The organism is Massilia sp. Leaf139, from assembly GCF_001424165.1.
Classification (GTDB): Bacteria; Pseudomonadota; Gammaproteobacteria; order Burkholderiales; family Burkholderiaceae_D; genus Telluria.
In genome coordinates, this window is sequence record NZ_LMOJ01000001.1 from 403,272 (window position 1) to 420,468 (window position 17,197).

The 17,197-nt window shown below is 68.4% G+C and carries 18 protein-coding genes; 10 read left to right on the forward strand and 8 right to left on the reverse strand.

What is annotated here, in order from left to right:
- The first annotated feature begins 14 nt into the window (after nucleotides 1-14).
- The 5 genes from ASF77_RS01815 to sugE all read left to right on the forward strand — a co-directional run bounded on the left by ASF77_RS01815 (nucleotide 15) and on the right by sugE (nucleotide 2,988).
- Nucleotides 15-572 (forward strand): NUDIX domain-containing protein, encoded by a 558-nt coding sequence (locus ASF77_RS01815; protein WP_056333579.1) that lies wholly within the window; start codon nucleotides 15-17, stop codon nucleotides 570-572.
- Between the two features lie 19 nt (nucleotides 573-591).
- Nucleotides 592-1,305: a hypothetical protein gene (locus tag ASF77_RS01820; protein WP_056333582.1), complete on the forward strand. Its 714-nt coding sequence runs from the start codon at nucleotides 592-594 to the stop codon at nucleotides 1,303-1,305.
- On the forward strand, nucleotides 1,302-2,018 hold the full coding sequence (gene ispD / locus ASF77_RS01825; RefSeq protein WP_056333585.1) for a 2-C-methyl-D-erythritol 4-phosphate cytidylyltransferase: 717 nt from the start codon (nucleotides 1,302-1,304) through the stop codon (nucleotides 2,016-2,018). Before ASF77_RS01820 ends, ispD begins: the two co-directional genes overlap by 4 nt.
- Nucleotides 2,019-2,025: 7 nt before the next feature.
- Complete coding sequence (gene ispF, locus ASF77_RS01830; RefSeq protein WP_056333588.1) at nucleotides 2,026-2,538, forward strand: 2-C-methyl-D-erythritol 2,4-cyclodiphosphate synthase; 513 nt, start codon at nucleotides 2,026-2,028, stop codon at nucleotides 2,536-2,538.
- A gap of 132 nt (nucleotides 2,539-2,670) precedes the next feature.
- The gene (gene sugE / locus ASF77_RS01835; RefSeq protein ID WP_056333591.1) at nucleotides 2,671-2,988 is read left to right on the forward strand and encodes a quaternary ammonium compound efflux SMR transporter SugE; all 318 of its coding nucleotides are present in this window, start codon (nucleotides 2,671-2,673) and stop codon (nucleotides 2,986-2,988) included.
- A 67-nt stretch (nucleotides 2,989-3,055) separates the two neighbouring features.
- Here sugE and ASF77_RS01840 read toward each other — a convergent pair whose 3' ends face one another.
- Nucleotides 3,056-3,286: a hypothetical protein gene (locus ASF77_RS01840; protein ID WP_056333595.1), complete on the reverse strand. Its 231-nt coding sequence runs from the start codon at nucleotides 3,284-3,286 to the stop codon at nucleotides 3,056-3,058.
- A gap of 386 nt (nucleotides 3,287-3,672) precedes the next feature.
- Here ASF77_RS01840 and ASF77_RS01845 point away from each other — a divergent pair, with 386 nt between their 5' ends.
- From ASF77_RS01845 to ASF77_RS01860, 4 genes are all read left to right on the forward strand, one after another.
- On the forward strand, nucleotides 3,673-4,932 hold the full coding sequence (locus ASF77_RS01845) for an MFS transporter (RefSeq protein ID WP_056336188.1): 1,260 nt from the start codon (nucleotides 3,673-3,675) through the stop codon (nucleotides 4,930-4,932).
- 3 nt (nucleotides 4,933-4,935) lie between these two features.
- A complete protein-coding gene (locus ASF77_RS01850; RefSeq protein ID WP_056333597.1) occupies nucleotides 4,936-5,244 on the forward strand; it encodes a hypothetical protein in 309 nt (102 codons plus the stop codon).
- A 78-nt stretch (nucleotides 5,245-5,322) separates the two neighbouring features.
- On the forward strand, nucleotides 5,323-5,877 hold the full coding sequence (locus tag ASF77_RS01855) for an NADPH-dependent FMN reductase (protein ID WP_056333600.1): 555 nt from the start codon (nucleotides 5,323-5,325) through the stop codon (nucleotides 5,875-5,877).
- 301 nt (nucleotides 5,878-6,178) lie between these two features.
- On the forward strand, nucleotides 6,179-6,778 hold the full coding sequence (locus ASF77_RS01860; RefSeq protein ID WP_056333603.1) for a phasin family protein: 600 nt from the start codon (nucleotides 6,179-6,181) through the stop codon (nucleotides 6,776-6,778).
- Between the two features lie 156 nt (nucleotides 6,779-6,934).
- On the opposite strand, the gene ASF77_RS01865 is transcribed toward ASF77_RS01860, so the two are convergent.
- The 3 genes from ASF77_RS01865 to ribA all read right to left on the reverse strand — a co-directional run bounded on the left by ASF77_RS01865 (nucleotide 6,935) and on the right by ribA (nucleotide 10,063).
- Entirely contained in the window at nucleotides 6,935-7,894 is a 960-nt protein-coding gene (locus ASF77_RS01865) for an FHA domain-containing protein (protein WP_056333606.1), read from the reverse strand.
- Nucleotides 7,895-7,904: 10 nt separating this feature from the next.
- Nucleotides 7,905-9,329, reverse strand: coding sequence for a serine protease (locus tag ASF77_RS01870; RefSeq protein WP_229445194.1), 1,425 nt, complete (start codon nucleotides 9,327-9,329; stop codon nucleotides 7,905-7,907).
- A gap of 83 nt (nucleotides 9,330-9,412) precedes the next feature.
- A complete protein-coding gene (gene ribA / locus ASF77_RS01875; protein WP_056333610.1) occupies nucleotides 9,413-10,063 on the reverse strand; it encodes a GTP cyclohydrolase II in 651 nt (216 codons plus the stop codon).
- 166 nt (nucleotides 10,064-10,229) lie between these two features.
- Here ribA and ASF77_RS01880 point away from each other — a divergent pair, with 166 nt between their 5' ends.
- On the forward strand, nucleotides 10,230-12,563 hold the full coding sequence (locus tag ASF77_RS01880) for an ATP-binding protein (RefSeq protein WP_056333613.1): 2,334 nt from the start codon (nucleotides 10,230-10,232) through the stop codon (nucleotides 12,561-12,563).
- Between the two features lie 16 nt (nucleotides 12,564-12,579).
- Here ASF77_RS01880 and ASF77_RS01885 read toward each other — a convergent pair whose 3' ends face one another.
- The 4 genes from ASF77_RS01885 to ASF77_RS01900 are packed head-to-tail and all read right to left on the reverse strand — an operon-like array spanning nucleotide 12,580 to nucleotide 17,177.
- Entirely contained in the window at nucleotides 12,580-14,217 is a 1,638-nt protein-coding gene (locus ASF77_RS01885) for a hypothetical protein (protein ID WP_056333616.1), read from the reverse strand.
- 41 nt (nucleotides 14,218-14,258) lie between these two features.
- Nucleotides 14,259-15,710 carry a glycosyltransferase family 2 protein gene (locus ASF77_RS01890; RefSeq protein WP_056333618.1) on the reverse strand — a complete coding sequence of 484 codons (1,452 nt, stop codon included), beginning with the start codon at nucleotides 15,708-15,710 and terminating at the stop codon, nucleotides 14,259-14,261.
- Nucleotides 15,711-15,732: 22 nt separating this feature from the next.
- Nucleotides 15,733-16,785, reverse strand: coding sequence for a HEAT repeat domain-containing protein (locus tag ASF77_RS25095; protein WP_056333621.1), 1,053 nt, complete (start codon nucleotides 16,783-16,785; stop codon nucleotides 15,733-15,735).
- The gene (locus tag ASF77_RS01900; RefSeq protein WP_056333624.1) at nucleotides 16,782-17,177 is read right to left on the reverse strand and encodes a response regulator transcription factor; all 396 of its coding nucleotides are present in this window, start codon (nucleotides 17,175-17,177) and stop codon (nucleotides 16,782-16,784) included. The genes ASF77_RS25095 and ASF77_RS01900 overlap by 4 nt, the downstream gene beginning before the upstream one ends.
- Nucleotides 17,178-17,197: the final 20 nt, after the last annotated feature.

Below are 17,197 nucleotides of genomic sequence, written 5' to 3' on the forward strand. Positions count from 1 at the left end.
TACTCAGGAGTCCAATGGATTCGAATCTGAAGGAAATTCGCCTCGATGGCGAGGTCGCCTACGACGGCAAGTTCCTTAAAGTCTCGCGCGACCGCATCCAACTGCCTGACGGCAAAATCTCACACCGCGAATACATCCGCCATCCGGGCGCCGTGGTAATCCTGCCCTTGCTCGACGACGGCCGCGTGCTGCTCGAGCGCCAGTTCCGCTACCCGAACGACCGGGTCTTCATCGAATTTCCGGCCGGTAAAATCGATCCGGGCGAGGATCACCTGGACTGCGCCAAGCGCGAACTGGTCGAGGAAACCGGCTACACGGCCACCGACTGGCGCTTCGTCTGCACCATCCACAATGCGATCGCCTATTCGGACGAGCACCTCGAGCTGTTCCTGGCGCGCGGCCTGACCGCCGGACAAGCGCAGCTCGACGAGGGCGAATTCCTGGAAACCTTCACCGCCACCGTGCCCGAGCTGCTGGAGATGGTCAAGACGGGGCAGGTGACCGACGTGAAGACCATCATCGGCGCCTTCTGGCTGGAAAAAATCGTCGCCGGAAATTGGGCTCCGGGTTGAGTGGTCGCCAGGCTGAACCATGAAACTGCCGTCCGCGTGGCTGTTGCTGTGCGCGCTTAGCGGGCAGGTGCAGGCGCAGGCGCCGGCCAGCGCGCGCACGGCCTTCCAGGCGCGCTGCGAGGACACGATCGGACAAAGCGTCTCGGTACTGACCTCCCAGCAGAACGGCTACCGCATCGATAACAGCTATTCCTACCACGGTCTGTCGAGCATGAAAGGCAATCGCGCTCCCGGCAGCTATGTGCTGGGTCTGACGCGCACCGAATCGCGCGTCATGGTCGGCGTGCAGGGCCGCATGCTGAGCGATCCGGCCAGCGGCTACGAATGCGTGGCGCCACGCCTCGAGGTGAAGCTGACCTATCTGCCGATCGTGGTGTATGTCGGCCGCGAGTTTGCGCCCGGCACCTGCGCCTACCGCGAGATCCTGGCGCACGAACTGCGCCACCGCGACATCTATCTGGATTACCTGCCGCGCGCCGAGAAGGTGGTGAGCGCCGCCCTGGCGCGCCGCTTCCAGGGCAAACCGCTGTACGCGCCGGCCGGCCAGGTGCGCAGCTTGCTGCAGCGCGAGATCGACAGCGCCTGGCTGCCTTTCATCAAGGCCGAAATGACGAAAGTCGAGCGCCTGCAGGCGGCCATCGATACCCCGCAGGAGTACGCACGTCTCGGCAAAATTTGCGCAGGTGAGGTACAGTCTCTTATCAGACCGGCAAAAAGACAACGAAACACATGAATTCCCAGGCACCACGTTATTTCGCGCTGATCCCCGCCGCCGGCGTCGGGGCGCGCATGGCCGCGAGCGGCCCGAAGCAATACCTGAAACTCGGCGGCAAACCGATGCTGCGCCATGCCATCGACGCCTTTCTGTTCAGCGAACTGATCGCGCACACCTATGTCGTGGTCAGCGCGGACGACCCCATCATCGACAGCATCGTTCCCAGCCACGGCGTGACCGTGCTGCGCTGCGGCGGCGACACCCGCATGGAATCGGTGCGCAACGGCCTGGCTGCGCTGGCGCCGACCCTGCGCGAGAACGACTGGGTGCTGGTGCACGACGCGGCTCGTCCGGGACTCGACAACGCCCTCATCGAAAAGCTGATCACCAGCACCGGCGAACACCCGGTCGGCGGCCTGCTGGCGCTGCCGGTGGTCGACACGGTCAAGCGCAGCATTGCCGGCGAAGTCGGCACTGTTTCGCGTGAAGGACTGTGGCTGGCGCAGACGCCGCAGATGTTCCGGTATAAACTGCTGCGCGACGCGCTGGCGTTTGCAAGCGAATCGGCGCGCGATCCGAAAATGATTACCGACGACGCCTCGGCCGTGGAAGCCCTGGGTCTGTCGCCGAAACTGGTCGAAGGCCATCCGCGTAACATGAAGGTGACGCTGCCGAGCGACCTGCGCATCGCCGAGATGTACCTGGCCACGGCCCAACCCGAATTACTGTAAGCACACCATGGCACTCGCATCCTACAATCCGACCCCGCCATTTCGCATCGGCACCGGCTATGACTGCCACCGCCTGGTCGAAGGGCGTAAACTCATCGTCGGCGGCGTGACCATTCCGCACCGGCTCGGCCTGTTCGGCCACTCCGACGCCGACGTCCTGCTGCACGCGATCATCGATGCCCTGTTCGGGGCGGCCGCCCTGGGCGACATTGGCAAGCATTTCCCCGACACCGACCCCATGTTCGCGGGCGCCGATTCGCGCACGCTGCTGCGCGAAGCGGCCACGCGCGTGGTCGCCACCGGCTACACCATCGGCAACATCGACGCCACCATCATCGCCCAGCAGCCGAAGATGGCGCCGCACATCCCGCAGATGGTCTCGCGTATCGCCGAAGACCTGGGCGTGTCGCCGCAGCAGGTAAACGTCAAGGCCAAGACCAACGAAAAGCTTGGCTACCTGGGCCGGGAAGAAGGCATGGCGGCAGAAGCGGTGGCATTGCTCATCAAGGCGGGCGGCTAAGCGCGCCATATACTCCGCGCCTGTGACGCAGCCCTCGCGGTTCTGTCAGAGGCGCATCATCGGGAGGACGACCTCCCCCCAAGCATGGGATTCAAGGTCCGGGACGGCCCGGCTCTTTCAAGGAGAGCCGTCATGGCCTGGATTAGTTTGCTTGTTGCGGGAGTACTCGAAGTCGTGTGGGCGTATGCCATGAAGCAGTCCGATGGCTTCACACGCCTCGTTCCCTCGCTGGTCACCATCGTCATGATGGTGGCCAGTTTCGCCCTGCTGTCGTTCTCGATGCGCAGCATTCCCCTTGGTACCGCCTACACGGTCTGGACAGGCATCGGCGCCGTCGGCGCCTTCATCGTCGGCATAACCGTGCTGGGCGAGCAGGTGAACGCCACGCGCATCCTGGCCGCCGCGCTGATTGTCTGCGGCCTGGTGTTGATGAAGCTGTCGGCGGAATAGGGCATCGCCCGCGCCACCGCTGCCGGACGGCGCTCCAGCCGATGGCGGCATGCCGGTTCCGTGCCGCTCAATGCACCAGGCGCGCGGCCGCGAACGCAAGCCCGGCGACAACGGTCGAGGTGCCGACGAACCATTTGATCAGGGTGGCTTCAAGCTGGGCGACGTCCGCCTTCGTCGCGGCGTTCCTGGCGAGCGAATCCGTCACCGTTTCGATGGTGGCCAGGCGCACGTCCACGGAGCGCAGTTCTCTGCGGCATTCGTCGCCAAAGGTTTCCAGCCTTACGATTCTCGGTTCCATATCGTCGTCTCCGCGTCGTGTGGCGGGGTGGGTGGGATCGCGTGGCGGCGGGCCATTCTGTGCAAGGCTCGCGCCACGGGTCTGAGGCTTTCTTGATGATGTCGGTTTCGTCGTCTGTTCATGCATGCTGGTGGCTTTCTTGTGTGCTGTCGCTCCGTGCATCGATCGTGCGCGCGCCCGAACCTTGCAAGCGCACGCCCCATACGCATCGTTTGACCGGAACAATCCGGTTTCGATCCCGGCCGCGCTTGCGCGATGTCAGCAGTTCGCCACCTGCGCCATTCAGGCAAAAATGCCGGGGTGGCCAGCAAGCCGCGCGCTTCGTTGTTAAACTCTCATCCTATTACCGCTCGCTGGTGCGCGCGGCGAACAATAAAGGGATGATGATGAGCACCCACACCGACATGGAGCCACGCGCCGCCTGGCTGTTGATCCTCGCCGCCAGCGCGATCCTGATGATCACGATGGGCGCGCGCCTGACCACCGGCCTGTTCCTGTCTCCCCTGAATACGGCCACCGGCCTGGGCGTGGCGACGATCAGCTTCGCACTCGCGGTCGGCCAGTTCATGTGGGGCGCCTCGCAGCCCGTGTTCGGTGCCATTGCCGACAAGTACGGCCCAGCACGCGTGATCGTGCTCGGCGCGCTGCTGCTGGCCGGCGGCCTGGCCGCCACGCCTTTCGTGAGCTCGGAGTGGGGCCTGCTCATGACGATGGGCGTGCTCTCGGCCGCCGGCGCCGGCGCCGGCAGCTTCTCGATCCTGATCGGCGCCACCGCGCAGCGCCTGCCGGCCGCGCGGCGGCCGTTCGCCTCGGGCTTCATCAACGCGGGCGGTTCCTTCGGGCAGTTCGTGTTCTCGCCGCTGATGCAGTTCCTGATCGCCGGCCCGGGCTGGATCGTCGCCATGCTGACGATGGCGGCCACGACCCTGCTGACCATTCCGCTGGCCTGGCTGATGCGCGGCCGCAAGGCGGCGCAGCCGACCGTGGCTGCGGCGGGCGCCGCCCCCGTGCTTGCGCCGGCCGTCGGCATCGGCCTGACCCAGCAGTTGCGCGAAGCCCTGCGCGACCGCAGCTACCTGTGCCTGCATGCGGGCTTCTTCACCTGCGGTTTCCATATCGCCTTTCTTGTAACCCACCTGCCGGGAGAAGTAGCGCTGTGCGGCCTGCCGGTCGGCGTGGCGGGCACGGCCCTCGGCCTGATCGGCCTGTTCAACATCGCCGGCAGCCTGACGGCCGGCGCGCTGTCGACACGCTATCGCATGAAAAACCTGCTGGCCCTGATGTACTTCAGCCGCGCGCTGATCATCGCCCTCTACCTGATCGCACCGAAAACCGCGCTGACCTTCTATATTCTCGCAGCCGCGCTCGGCTTCACCTGGCTTGCCACGGTGCCGCCGACGGCCGGCCTGGTCGGCAAGCTCTTCGGCACGCGCTACCTGGCCACGCTGTTCGGCCTGACGCTGCTGTCGCATCAGGTCGGCGGCTTCTTCGGCGCCTGGCTGGGCGGCCTCTCGTTCGTGCGCTTCGGCGACTACAGCTGGATGTGGTACGCCGACATCGCGCTGGCGCTGGCCGCGGCCCTGGTCAACCTGCCGATCCGCGAAGCGCCCGTGGCGCGCGCCGGCGTGCCGCTGGCCAAGGCTTGAACCGTGGCGCGCGACACCTGGGCCTACCGCGAAGTGGCCGTGCATTCGGTGCCGGATGCGCGCACCGGGCGTCTGCTGATTCGTCCGATGCCGGGGCAGGCCTTCGCGCCCTCGATGCGGGTGCAGTGCGCGCGCGCCCTGAGCGACCCGCAGCGCTATCCGGCCGGCACGCGGTTCCTGCTGAACGCCAAGCTCAGCGACCGCCTCGGCGGCGAACCTTTCCTGTTCGCCTGGCACGGCGATCCGGTACAGGTGCTGAGCGCGGCCCAGGCGCGAAAATTTCTCGCGGCATTCAGGCGCGGTCGTATCTGAGCCGTGCGCGAGGCGCGCGCGTGGCGCCTACCGAAATGGTTACCATCGAGATTTTGCAAACACTAAAAAGGGGATCGCATGGCATCGAAAAAAGTCGCAATCGTGGTGGGCAGCTTGCGCAAGGACTCGTATAGCGGCAAGCTCGCCAGGGTGATGAGCCAGCTGGCCGACGGCAAGCTCGACATGGAAGTCGTCGAGATCCGCGACCTGCCGATGTACGACCAGGATCTCGACACCGAGACCCCGCCGCCGGCCTATGCCGCTTTCCGCGAGCGCATCCGCGCCGCCGACGGCATCCTGTTCATCACGCCGGAATACAACCGCTCGGTGCCGGGCGCGCTGAAGAACGCGATCGACGTCGGCTCGCGCCCCTACGGCAAGGCCGCGTGGACGGGCAAGCCCTGCGCCATCGTCAGCCAGTCGCCGGGCGCGCTGGGCGGCTTCGGCGCCAACCACCACCTGCGCCAGATGCTGCCTTTCCTGAACATGCCGGCCATGCCCGCGCCGGAAGCCTATCTCGGCGGCATCGCCGACAAGTTCGAGGGCGACCAGCTGACCGACGCCTCGCTGCGCGCCTTCCTCCAGACCTTCGTCGACACGTTCGCCGGCTGGGTCGAGCGCCACGCCGGCTGAGGTTTTACGGCCGCGCCAGCGGACTTGTCGACGGCCCCGCGGCCCCGGTACCCGACAGGGAACGGGGCCGTTTTTATTTCCCCCATGATTTTTTCCGAGCCCGCCGCACGAGCTGGCTTGGCCTCGCACGTTTGATCCATCGCAAACTGACGACATGGTGCTGCCCTAGCCTTGAGGCTTCGCGCGAAACGGGCCAGATCCAGGCCGGATCGGAGCCACGCGCGAGACGCCGGCGCGGGCCCCGGGGCCGTGCGCCGGACGATTCATTCCAATAACCACTAACCCATGAATGAGGCAACGCATGTATCCATTTTCCCAATCGGTAACTCCTGCCGTGCGTACCCACCTGGACGCACAGACCGCCTTCATGAACGACATGTCCAAGTCGCTGTTCCAGTCCTTCCAGCAGATGTGCAACCTGAACATCCAGCTGGTGCAGACCATGCTCGAGGAAACCGCCCTGGCCGGCCAGCAAATCCTGACGGCCGACCGCCAGACCGAAGTGCTGAGCGCCGCCGCTTCGCGCGCCCAGCCCACCACCGAAAAGCTGCGCGCCTACCAGCAGCACATCTCGCGCGTCGCGGCCGACGCCCAGGTCGAGCTGGCTCGCGTGACCGAGCAGCACGTGCAGAAAACAACCCAGACCGCGCGCCAGCTGGCCGATGAGGTGGCGCGTACCGCTTCCGAGGAAACCCAGCGCGGCCTGCGCCAGGGCCAGGACACGCTACAGCGTTTCGTCGACCCGTTCGCAAGCGGCAATGGCCATGACCGTGCGCAGGGCAATGCCGGCGCCGGCGCCAGCATGCAAAGCGCCAGTTCAGGATCGGGATCGGGCACGGGCCGGCCGGATGGCAGCCCGGCCGGTTCGCAAGCCGGACGCGGCGCGCAACACGGCGCCTGAGTCCGGGCGGCGGTAGGGCGCCGGGACAGGGCGCCGCGGCGGGGAGGAAAGGCAGTCCGGCCGGCTGCCGTATTGCTCCCGTACTGCTCCCGCCATCAGACGCCTGGCCGGCGCCGGTGCTTATACCTGGACGCCTTGCCAGCGCCAGGCCGCCACCTAGCCCCCTTCCACGTCGCCATCCTGCCGTTCGCGGTCGAGCTTTTCCTTCATGGCCGCCACGTCCGCCAGGAATTCGTCGACGCTGTCGTCGGATGTGGCGCGCATCTCGGGCGGCAGCAGCACCGACATATACAGTTCGTCCGCCAGGCGGCCGTTGCGCTGCTCGTTGCTGACCAGCACCAGGCCCGAGCCGAGCAGCGCCAGCGCCGCGCAAACGATCGCGTAGCGCTTACGCGGCTCGGGCTTCACCGTGCTCAGGTGGAAATACACCATGCCCGCCACCATCAGGATCGCCACGTGCGAGCCATAGCGGGTGAACACTTCGATCGAATACGCATAACCGAGGGCGGAGGAGACCAGCCGGAACAGCATCAGCGCGGCAATGCCGCAGCCGAACACGAACAGGTGGCGCCCGAGCCGGGCATGGCGCCCGAACAAGCGGTTGCCGAAGGCCCACAGGCCGCTCCAGAGCAGCCCGGCGCCCAGGCCGTAGGCCAGCGCCAGCAAGTAGCGGAAGGGGCGGAAGGGCTGGGTATCGGCCAGCCACATCGTGAACAGGGCGACGATCGCCACCAGCAGGGCGCCGGCCAGGCCCGGCAGGACGCCTTCCCAGCCGTGCATGGTGCGGTCGACCAGTTCCGCCGGCACGGGGAAATCGGCCGCCCGGATGCGCAGCGTCGTGTGGCCCAGGCGCACGACCGTATTGCCGTCCAGCGGCAGGCGGGCGCAGCGCTTGCCCGCATGGTTGATGCCGTTGCGGGTGCCCAGATCCCTCAGCAGCAGGGCGCCGTCGGCGTCGGCCTCGACCAGCGCATGGCGCGGCGCGGCATAGGCGTCATCGAGGATGTAATCGTTGTCGTAGCCGCGTCCGATGCGGATCGGCAAGGTATCGACCCGGTGCCGGTGCAGCACGTCGCCGTTGCGCGCGAGGGTTTCGATGAACCATGGGCCCGTCATACGCGCTTCATCACAATTTTCCGCTGCGCCCGAGCGCATTCAGAAAGGCGCGCGCCACGCGCATGCCGTTGTCATACGACACGCCGGACACGTCGAGCCGGCTCTGCAGGCTGGCCTGGGCATTGTCGGTGCTGGCAGTGAGCAGGGTGAAGTTGTACAGACCCGGGAACTTGCGGTAGGCGCGCACGCAGGTCACGGCACGCAGCGGCAGTGTGTTCGAGTGTACGAAACGCTCGCTGCACAGCGGCCCCGTCAGGCGGGCGTCGCGCGTCTTGCCGAGGCGGTCGACGCCGAACTGGCTGCTGGCCAGGGCCGCGAAGCGCAGCGGATGCAGGTTGGCCGAGCGCAGGTACTGGTGGGTCATTGAGACTTGACCGGTCTGCTGGGTGTCCGACACGTAGATTGCCGACTCCATCGCGCAGCTGAGCGTATCGGTGCTGAAGCTCGCTTCCAGCATCGCGTTCGAGCGGCCCCAGCAGCGTACCTGGCCCGATTCGCGCACCGGCACCAGGTAAGGGCCCATGTTCTTGATCGAGAGCGGGGTGTCGAGCAGGCGTCCGACCATGGCGCGCTGGTGCGCCAGCAACTGCTCGGCGATGAGGGGATTGAAATCCTTCGGCACCGCCCGCTGGCTGGCCACCCGGCGCAGCAGTTCCTGCGCGTATTTCACCGGCACCAGAAAGCTCACCGCCTCGCCGTCGCGCCGTTTCGAGACATTGATGCCGGCCACGGTGCCGCCGGCGGTCACGCTCGGCCCGCCGCTCATGCCGGAGTTGATGGGGCCGCTGAAGATCAGCTGGTCGTAGAAGCTGCGGCTGACGACGCCATTGTAGGCGCCTTCCGAAATGGCGAAGCCCAGGTCGAGGGGATTGCCGAGCGAGTACAGATCCTGGCCCTGGCGCAGTTTCACCGGCGCTTCCGGCACGATGAAAAAGCCGCTGCCGTTGCGGTTCACGCGCAGCACGGCCAGGTCGTGCAGCACGTCCACCGCCAGCAGTTCCACCGGCCCGCGCTTGCCGTCGGTGTCGACGTATTCGCCCGCGTACACCGCCGGGTCGAGCGCCATCTGCGACACCACGTGGTAGTTGGTAAGGACAAGATTGCTGGTGCCGACCAGGAAGCCCGAGCCGACTGTCGACTGGGTACGGCCATTGCGCAGCAGCATGCGGATCTGCAGCAGGTCGGCCTGGGCCGCGGAATACAGCTGCTGCGCAGCCGAGGAGGGCGGCGGCAGGGTCGTGGTCGTGTCGAGTTCGCCAGGGCCGGGCGCGGGCGGCGTGGTGCCGGGCGGGGTGGCTGGCGGAATGGCGAGGGCGGGCGGCGCTTCCTTGCCCGCCGGGGCGGCGGCCGGCTGAGGGCGAACAGGTGCACCGGCAGGGGCCGCGATGGCCATGCCGAGGCAACAGAACAGGAGCAGGCTGGCGAAAAATTTCATGCGAGCAGGCGCAGGGGCGGCCCCCCCATCGATAGCAGTGGTTAGCTGCTATCTTGCCACTCTAAGTAGTTGTCTGCAGAACGTTACAGTTCGCCATCCTCGCGCACGAGGGCGTCGGGCTGCGCCATCATGTGGCCGAGCTTGGCTTGCTTGGTGTCGAGATAGCTGTTGTTGAAGGCATTCCGGTTGACCAGCAGCGGCACCCGCTCGACCACCTCGATGCCGAGGCGGCTCAGGGCGTCGATCTTGCGCGGATTGTTGGTCATCAGCTTGACTTGCCTGATGCCGAACTGCTCCAGCATCGGCAGGCACAGTTCGTAGTTGCGGGCGTCGGCATGAAAGCCCAGCTGCAGGTTTGCCTCGACCGTGTCGGCGCCGGCTTCCTGCAGGCGGTAGGCGCGGATCTTGTTGACGAGGCCGATGCCGCGGCCTTCCTGGCGCAGGTAGAGCAGGGCGCCGCGGCCCTCGGCGGCGATGCGCTTCAATGCCCCTTCGAGCTGGGCGCCGCAGTCGCAGCGCTGCGAGAACAGCACGTCGCCGGTCAGGCATTCCGAGTGCACGCGCGCCAGCACCGGCTCGCCGTCGCCGATGTCGCCCAGCGCCATCACCAGGTGCTCCTTGCCCGTGCTGTGCTCGACGAAGGCGTGCAGCGTGAACTGGGCCCAGGGCGTGGGCAGCGCGCAGGACGTGACGTAGTCGAGCAGGGGAGCGGCAGGCGTGGCGGTGTTGGACATTGCTGTGGTCTGGTGCGGATGATGTAACCGGTAAGTATAAGAGAAATCGGCCGCGGCCGTGCGCTGCCTGTCCATACTGGGCCACAGCGGGCCGCAGCGGGCCGCGCCAGTCGCCGCCTGCTTGTCCGCATGGTACTCTGGCGGCACAGAACATCACCGACAACCAATGGATCGCTCTCCGAATTCCCTTCCCGCACACCAGCCCCAGGCGCCGGCCGCCGACGCGCTTCCCGGCAATGCGCCGCGGCGCCGCGCCCGGCTTGGGCTCGGCAGCTGGCTGGCGCTGGCCTTCTCGCTGCTGTCGATCGTCATCACCGTGCTCATGGTCGAAGTGGTCGACGTCGCCTCCACCGGCCAGGTCGAGACCAGCATCGGCCAGGGCCTGCGCGACCTGGCCCAGCAGACCGCCGACAAGCTCGACCGCGGCATGTACGAGCGCTACCGTGAAGTGAAGCTGCTGGCGCAGCGGCGCGACCTGGCCGGCGGCACGCCCGAACAGCGGCGCGCGGTGCTCGACACGATCCAGCAATCCTACGGCTACTACGACTGGATCGGCATGGCCGGCGTCGACGGCCGGGTGCAGGCGGCCGGACGCGGCCTGCTCGAAGGCGCGGACGTGTCGCAGCGGCCCTGGTTCCGCAATGCGCTCAAGGGCATCCATGTCGGCGACGTGCACGAGGCCGTGCTGCTGGCCAAGCTGCTGCCGCGCGATGGCGGGGAACCGCGCCGTTTCGTCGACGTCGCCTTCCCCTATGCCGATGCCGACGGCAGGACGCTCGGCGTGCTGGGCGTGCACCTGTCATGGGGGTGGGCGCGCTCGGTCGAGCGCTCGGTGATCGCGCCGCTTGCCACGCGCGGCAAGGTCGAGGCGCTGATCGTGGGCGCGGACGGCAGCGTGCTGCTCGGCCCCGCCGCCCTGCAGGGTCGCAAGCTCGACCTGCCCAGCCTGCGCGCGGCCGAGCGCCAGGACGCCGGCTACCTGGTCGAGCGCTGGCCGGATGGCGCCTCCTATCTCGTCGGTTTCAGCCACAGCAGCGGTTTCGACGCCTATCCGGGCCTGGGCTGGACGGTACTGGTGCGCCAGGCCGAAGCCGACGCCTATGCGCCGGCCCAGGCCTTGCGCCAGCGGGCGCTTCTCAGCGGCGTGGGGCTGGCGCTGGTGTTCTCGCTGGTCGGCGTGCTCCTGGCGCGCACCATCACGCGCCCGCTGGGCCGGCTGGTACGCGAGGCCGAACGCATCCGCGGCGGCGAGAACGTATGGCTGGCCTCGGGCGCCGGCAGCTATGTCGAGGTCGAGACCCTGTCGGCGACCCTGAACGCCCTGCTGACCGACCTGCGCCAGCGCCGCCACGAACTGAAGGGCGTGAATGCCACGCTGGAAGCGCGGGTCGAGGCGCGCACCCGCGAGCTCGAACGCGCGCTGGCCGCGGTGCAGGCAAGCGAACAGCGCGTCGCCGCCATCGTCGAAGCGGCGCAAGATGCCTTTGTCGGCGTCGACATGCGCGGCCTGGTCACCGACTGGAACAGCGCCGCCGAACGCATGTTCGGCTGGAAGCGCTCCGAAGTGCTGGGATGGCCGATGCCGGAACTGATCGTGCCCGAACGCTTCCGTCCCAGCACCTGGCGCGCCATCGAGGTGGTGCGCAGCATGGGCCATAGCCCCTTGCTGGAGCGGCGTCTGGAGCGCATCGTGATCAACCGCCAGGGCGTCGAGTTCCCGATCGAGATGACGGCCGGTCTCGCCAGCGGCAGCGAGGGCAGCTTCTTCGCCGTCTTCCTGCACGATATCTCCGAACGCCGCAAGGTCGACCGGCTCAAGAGCGAATTCGTGGCGACGGTCTCGCACGAGCTGCGCACGCCCCTGACCTCGATCCGCGCCTCGCTCTCGATGCTGGCCGACGGCATCGCCGGCGAGCTGCCGCCCGACATCGCCGGCCTGGTCGAGATCGCGCACCAGAGCTGCGAACGCCTGGTGCGCCTGGTGAACGACGTGCTCGACATCCAGAAGATCGAAGCGGGCAGCATGCAGTTCGAGCGCCATCCGCAGCCGCTGCTGCCGGTGGCCGAGCACGCGTTGGAGGGCATGCAGGCGTATGCCGAGCAGATGGGCGTGAAGCTGCGGCTCGACTGCGAGGAGGAAGCGCGCAGCCTGAGCGCCGCGATCGACCACGACCGCCTGGTGCAGGTGCTGACCAATCTGCTGTCGAATGCGATCAAGTTCTCGCCACGCGGCGCAACCGTGACGCTGGCGCTGTGCGCGCACGCGGGCGGGGCGCGCCTGTCGGTGCGCGACGAGGGCGGCGGCATTCCCGAAGCCTTCCAGCCGCGTGTATTCCAGCGCTTCGCCCAGGCCGACGGCGCCGACACGCGCCAGAAGGGCGGCACAGGCCTGGGCCTGTCGATCAGCCGCAGCCTGGTCGAGGAGCATGGCGGGCAGATCAGCTTCGAGACGGCGCAGGGAGTCGGCACTACCTTCCGCGTGGATTTGCCGCTGGCCTGAACGCGCGCCATGCGCGCTAGCGCCAGCCGTGCAGGGCGATGCCGTCGAAGGACGGCCAGGCGCTGAAGTCGCGTTCCAGCGCCGGCAGCAGCTTGCGCAATCCCTCCCGGTCGCCATGAAAACTGGTCGCGTCGCCTTCCAACCTGCGTTCGCCCGACAGGCGGTACAGCGTGCCGGCGGCCTGGGTTACCGGCTGGCGCAGCAGCACCAGCGCCTGCGCCTCGCCGGCGCGCGCCAGAAGCAGCGTGCCTGCCTCATTCGCCTCGGCGCGAACGTAGCGGCGCTGCAGTTCGGGCGCCACGCGGCCGGCTTCCAGGGCGATGCGCACGCGCTTGCCGTGGCGCGTGCCCCAGTCGAGGAAGGGCACGGCGAAGCGGACAATCTGTTCCGGATCCGTGCGGTAGTCCATCACCGCGAGCCCGTCCGACACGCGCGCCAACTGGTCGAGCAGGGCGCGCTTGTCGTCCCACCAGAAGGGCACCACGAATTCGAGCGGCATGCCGCCGGCGGCCGCATGGAGCGCGCCCGCCATCGCCAGGTATTCGCGGTCGTGCGCCTTCGGGTCGAGCACCGCGTCGTCCAGCAGATAGGGCTCGACGTCGAACTGCATCGCGCGCAGCCGCTCCTCAAGCTTGGCGGCGCGGTTGTAGGCGGCGTAGGCGCGGGCGCGGTCGACGGTGGCGGCCCGCTGCGAGGGCAGCACCATGTGCGGGTCGCCCTCGACGGCGGTGACGGCGATTCCGACGCGCCCCGCGCGGCGCACGAAGGCGGCCAGCCGCGCCGGCTCGCGCACCCTGGCGCCATCGAGCGGCACCACGATGAACAGTTCGCGCACGCCTTCGCGTCCGGCCCAGGCCAGCAGCGCGTCGGCGCCGTCGCGCCAGGCCGTGCGCTCCCAGATCCAGGCGGCGCGCGGCTGGGCGTTTTTCACCATCGCCGGCAGCGGTTCCAGCGTCAGGTAGTCCAAGGAGAGCGTCGCGGCCTGCGCCGGGCACTGGAGCACGAACTGGCGCCAGCCCGCGCGGTCGAGCGCTTCCGGCAGGGGCAGCGCGGCTTCGCGGCCGGCGGCGGCGAGTGTCCCCAGGCCGTGCGCACTTTCGCGCGCCGCGGAGGCGGCATCGGCCGCCTGCAGTGCGAAGTCGGCGCTGGCGCCGTAGCGCGCCGCCAGGCGCAGCGCGGCCAGCGGCAGCTGCCAGGGGCCGTCGATCAGCACCCCGGCCGCGCGCTCGCCCGCTTCGCAGCGCACTTGCAGCCGGCCGCCGGCCAGCTCGACGCGCACCCGCTCCTCGACGCCGAACGCACGCACGCGCGCATCAGGCAGCAGGTTCGCGCGCAGCGGCACCGGACGCGGCGCCGGCGCGGCGCCGGCGCGCTCCGGCTGCGGCAGCTCGTGGCTGGCGATGGCGAAGGGCGAGGCGCCAGCCGGCCCGTAGAGCAGGATGGTGCGCGCCGGCGTGTCGCCCGGGCGTAGCGCATGTACACCGGCCACGAGCGCGGCATCGACCCCGAGCGGCGCCGGACGGCAGCCGGGCAGTTGCGGGCTGGCGTGCGCCACCAGCACGCTGCCGTCGGCCAGGGTGGCGCGCTGGCCATCGCGCGGCGCCTGCGCGGCCGGGCACAGGTGCAGGGTGCCGGCATGGACGGAAGTCGACATGGGCAGAGAAATGAGTAAACTCAGTAGTGCCGGCAGCCGCTTCATGGCGTGCGCGTGGGCGGTTTCATGTCCGGCTTCGCGCCGGGTTCGGCCTCGCCGATGCCCTTGCGTTTCATGGCGCCCCAGGTCGATTCCTTCTGGCGCAGCCAGCGCCACAGGCCCACCAGGCGCCACCAGGTGTTCAGCTGGCGGTAGCCGAAGTTCTCGAGGATCACCATCAGCCCGAGCATGAGCAGCTGCTTGCCGCGCGGGTAGAGGTGGAAGGACATCTCTTCCAGCAGCAGGCCCGAGGCCGAGAGCAGGATGCCCAGCCCGAGCGCGACGAACAGGAAGGCGCCGAAGGCTTCCCAGGAAATCGCGCCGGTGAGAAAAGCGAAGACCATGAAGATATAGCCGCCCAGTTCGATCACGGGCCCGAGCCACTCGAAGAACAGCATGAACGGAAAGGCCACCCAGCCGGCCACGCCGCCGTTACGCGAGAACATCAGGCCCCAGTTCGCGTTCAGGCTCTCGGCCAGGCCGCGCTGCCAGCGCACGCGCTGGTTCTTGAGGGTGGCCATGTCTTCGGGCGCCTCCGTCCAGCACACCGGGTCGGGCACGAATTCGATGCGGTAGGGCTGCTTCTTCTCGCGCAGGGTGCGGTGCATGCGTACCACGAGTTCCATGTCCTCGCCGATGGTGTCGGGCCGGTAGCCGCCGGCCAGCACCACCGCGTCCTTTTTGAAGATGCCGAAGGCGCCGGAAATGATCAGCATGCCGTTCAGCGCCGACCAGCCGAGCCGCCCGAACAGAAACGCGCGCAGGTATTCGACCACCTGGAACAGCGCCAGCGCGCTGCGCGGCAGGCCGACCTTGGTCAGGAAGCCGCCCGACACCTCGCAGCCGTTGGCCACGCGCACGGTGCCGCCGGTGGCGACCATGGTCGGGTCGCGCAGGAAGGGCTCGGTGACCTTGGCCAGGCTGTCGCGCTGCAGGATCGAGTCGGCGTCCACGCCGCAAAAGAGCGGATAGCGCGAGGCGTTGATGCCGGCATTCAGGGAGTCGGCCTTGCCGCCGTTGACCTTGTCGATCACGCGCACGTTCGGGTAGCGCGTCGAGCGGTAGATCTGGCGCACCTCCTTGGTCGGAATCGTGCGGCGGTAGGCTTCGGGGAAGGGCAGCAGGGCGAATTCGCGCTGCAGCACCTCCAGGGTCTTGTCCTTCGAGCCGTCGTTGATGACGACGATCTCGAATTCGGCGTAGGTCAGCTGCAGCATCGAGCGGATCGAGGCGGCGATCGTCGCTTCCTCGTTATAGGCCGGCACCAGGATGCTCACCGGCGGCTCCAGGCCCGAGTAGGCGCGCGGCAGGTCGCCCAGGAACTGCTCCTGGCCGCGCCTGTGCAGGGCGCGCAGCGAAAACAGGTTCAGGAGCAGGTAGCCGCCGTTCAGCGCCACGAAAAAGCAGAGCACGAACCAGGTGACGAAGGCGACAAGAAGGTTATCGGTATTCATGCGCGGTGTTCATTCGCAGTACTCATTTAGTCTCGCTTTCGGCCATCGCCTGCGACAGCATGTCGGCGGCAAAGCGGTCGGTGAGCGAGGCGCGCAGTGCGTCGAGGTCGGCGCGCGAGAGCGCCGGCAGTTCCAGCAGGGCCTCGGCCGCGCGGTAGCGCACCCACCATTCGCGGTCGCCGAGCAGGGCCGCCAGGCGCTCGGCGTCGGCGCGTTCGCCCACCCGCCCGAGCGCGCGCGCCGCCTGCACCCGCACCTGCCAGTCCTCGTGCGCCAGCAGCGCGCGTACCTGGGGCAGGGTCTCGGGCGTGCGCACCCCGCGCAGGCCGGCGATCACGACCGGCATCGACGCGCTGGCGAGCGCCGCGCCGAGCACGCCGACCGGCAGCGTCGCATGCAGCGCTTCGGCGATGCGCAGGGCGCGCGGCAGCTTTTCCTGGGGCAGGGCGGGCAGGGTGCGCGCCAGCGCGGCGGCAGCCGCTTCCGTCGCCTGCTGCAGCACGCCGGCGGCCAGCGACAGCGCCCATTCCTCGCGTTCGATAAACAGCGGCACCATGTAGTCGGCGGCGGCCGGCGGATCGACCCGCACCAGCGCCCACAGGGCCGTGAGCGAGACCGTGTTGTCGGGCTGCGCGGCCATGCGCAACAGGGCAGGCCAGGCCTCGCGGTCGTGCAGGTGCCCCAGCACCAGGGCCGACAGCAGGCGCGCCGGCCGGTTGCCGCGCACGAGCAGGCCGCGCGCGTAGGCGTCGATCCCGAGGCGGCGCGCGACCTCGTTGAGGGCCTCGTTGGCTTCCCCGCGCAGGGAACCCTGCAGGTGCGCCCACAGGCGCAGGAAGGGCAGGCGCTCGCCGCGGCGCAGCGGCGGCAGGGCCTGCGGCATGTCGCCGACGATGGCGGCGTTGAGCAGCGGACGCCAGCGCGCCAGTGCGCGCGCATCGCTGCGCTGGCGCTGGCGCAGCAGCATGCGCATGGCGATGATCTGCAGGCCCAGCAGCAGGGTCAGGACGAGCGCCGCGAAGCCCGTCCAGAGGGCGGCGGAAATGAAAGCGTCGGGATGGGTGGCCGGCGTCACGCGCTTGGGCGCAGGTAGCGGCGCACCCGGGCCAGCAATTCCTGCGGCTGGAAGGGCTTGATGATGAAATCGCTGGCGCCGGCGTCGAGGGCGCGCACGGTATCGCGTTCGGTGTTCTTCGCGGTGAGCATCAGCACCGGCACCTCGCGCCAGGCCGGCTGCGCGCGGATCAGCTGCACGATCTCGAAGCCGTCGACATACGGCAGCATCACGTCGAGCAGTACCAGCGCCGGCGGATCGGAGGCGGCGACGTGATGCGACGCGGCGCGTCCGTCGGCCATGTGTTCGACCTGGTAACCCTGGCGTTCGAGCATGAAACGCAGGACTTGCGAAATATGTTCGTCATCCTCGACGAGGAGGACACGGGGGGCCGCGGCCGGATCTGCTTGCATGCGCTGTCAATATAGTGAGC

Coding starts and splice junctions, on each gene's coding strand:
- ASF77_RS01880 (WP_056333613.1), top strand. CDS start 10,230: ATGGATCGCTCTCCGAATTCCCTTCCCGCACACCAGCCCCAGGCGCCG.
- ASF77_RS01860 (WP_056333603.1), top strand. CDS start 6,179: ATGTATCCATTTTCCCAATCGGTAACTCCTGCCGTGCGTACCCACCTG.
- ASF77_RS01865 (WP_056333606.1), bottom strand. CDS start 7,894: ATGACGGGCCCATGGTTCATCGAAACCCTCGCGCGCAACGGCGACGTG.
- ASF77_RS01890 (WP_056333618.1), bottom strand. CDS start 15,710: ATGAATACCGATAACCTTCTTGTCGCCTTCGTCACCTGGTTCGTGCTC.
- ispD (WP_056333585.1), top strand. CDS start 1,302: ATGAATTCCCAGGCACCACGTTATTTCGCGCTGATCCCCGCCGCCGGC.
- ASF77_RS01855 (WP_056333600.1), top strand. CDS start 5,323: ATGGCATCGAAAAAAGTCGCAATCGTGGTGGGCAGCTTGCGCAAGGAC.
- ASF77_RS01870 (WP_229445194.1), bottom strand. CDS start 9,329: ATGAAATTTTTCGCCAGCCTGCTCCTGTTCTGTTGCCTCGGCATGGCC.
- ASF77_RS01815 (WP_056333579.1), top strand. CDS start 15: ATGGATTCGAATCTGAAGGAAATTCGCCTCGATGGCGAGGTCGCCTAC.
- ASF77_RS01820 (WP_056333582.1), top strand. CDS start 592: ATGAAACTGCCGTCCGCGTGGCTGTTGCTGTGCGCGCTTAGCGGGCAG.
- sugE (WP_056333591.1), top strand. CDS start 2,671: ATGGCCTGGATTAGTTTGCTTGTTGCGGGAGTACTCGAAGTCGTGTGG.
- ispF (WP_056333588.1), top strand. CDS start 2,026: ATGGCACTCGCATCCTACAATCCGACCCCGCCATTTCGCATCGGCACC.
- ASF77_RS01885 (WP_056333616.1), bottom strand. CDS start 14,217: ATGTCGACTTCCGTCCATGCCGGCACCCTGCACCTGTGCCCGGCCGCG.
- ASF77_RS01840 (WP_056333595.1), bottom strand. CDS start 3,286: ATGGAACCGAGAATCGTAAGGCTGGAAACCTTTGGCGACGAATGCCGC.
- ASF77_RS01845 (WP_056336188.1), top strand. CDS start 3,673: ATGAGCACCCACACCGACATGGAGCCACGCGCCGCCTGGCTGTTGATC.
- ASF77_RS01900 (WP_056333624.1), bottom strand. CDS start 17,177: ATGCAAGCAGATCCGGCCGCGGCCCCCCGTGTCCTCCTCGTCGAGGAT.
- ribA (WP_056333610.1), bottom strand. CDS start 10,063: ATGTCCAACACCGCCACGCCTGCCGCTCCCCTGCTCGACTACGTCACG.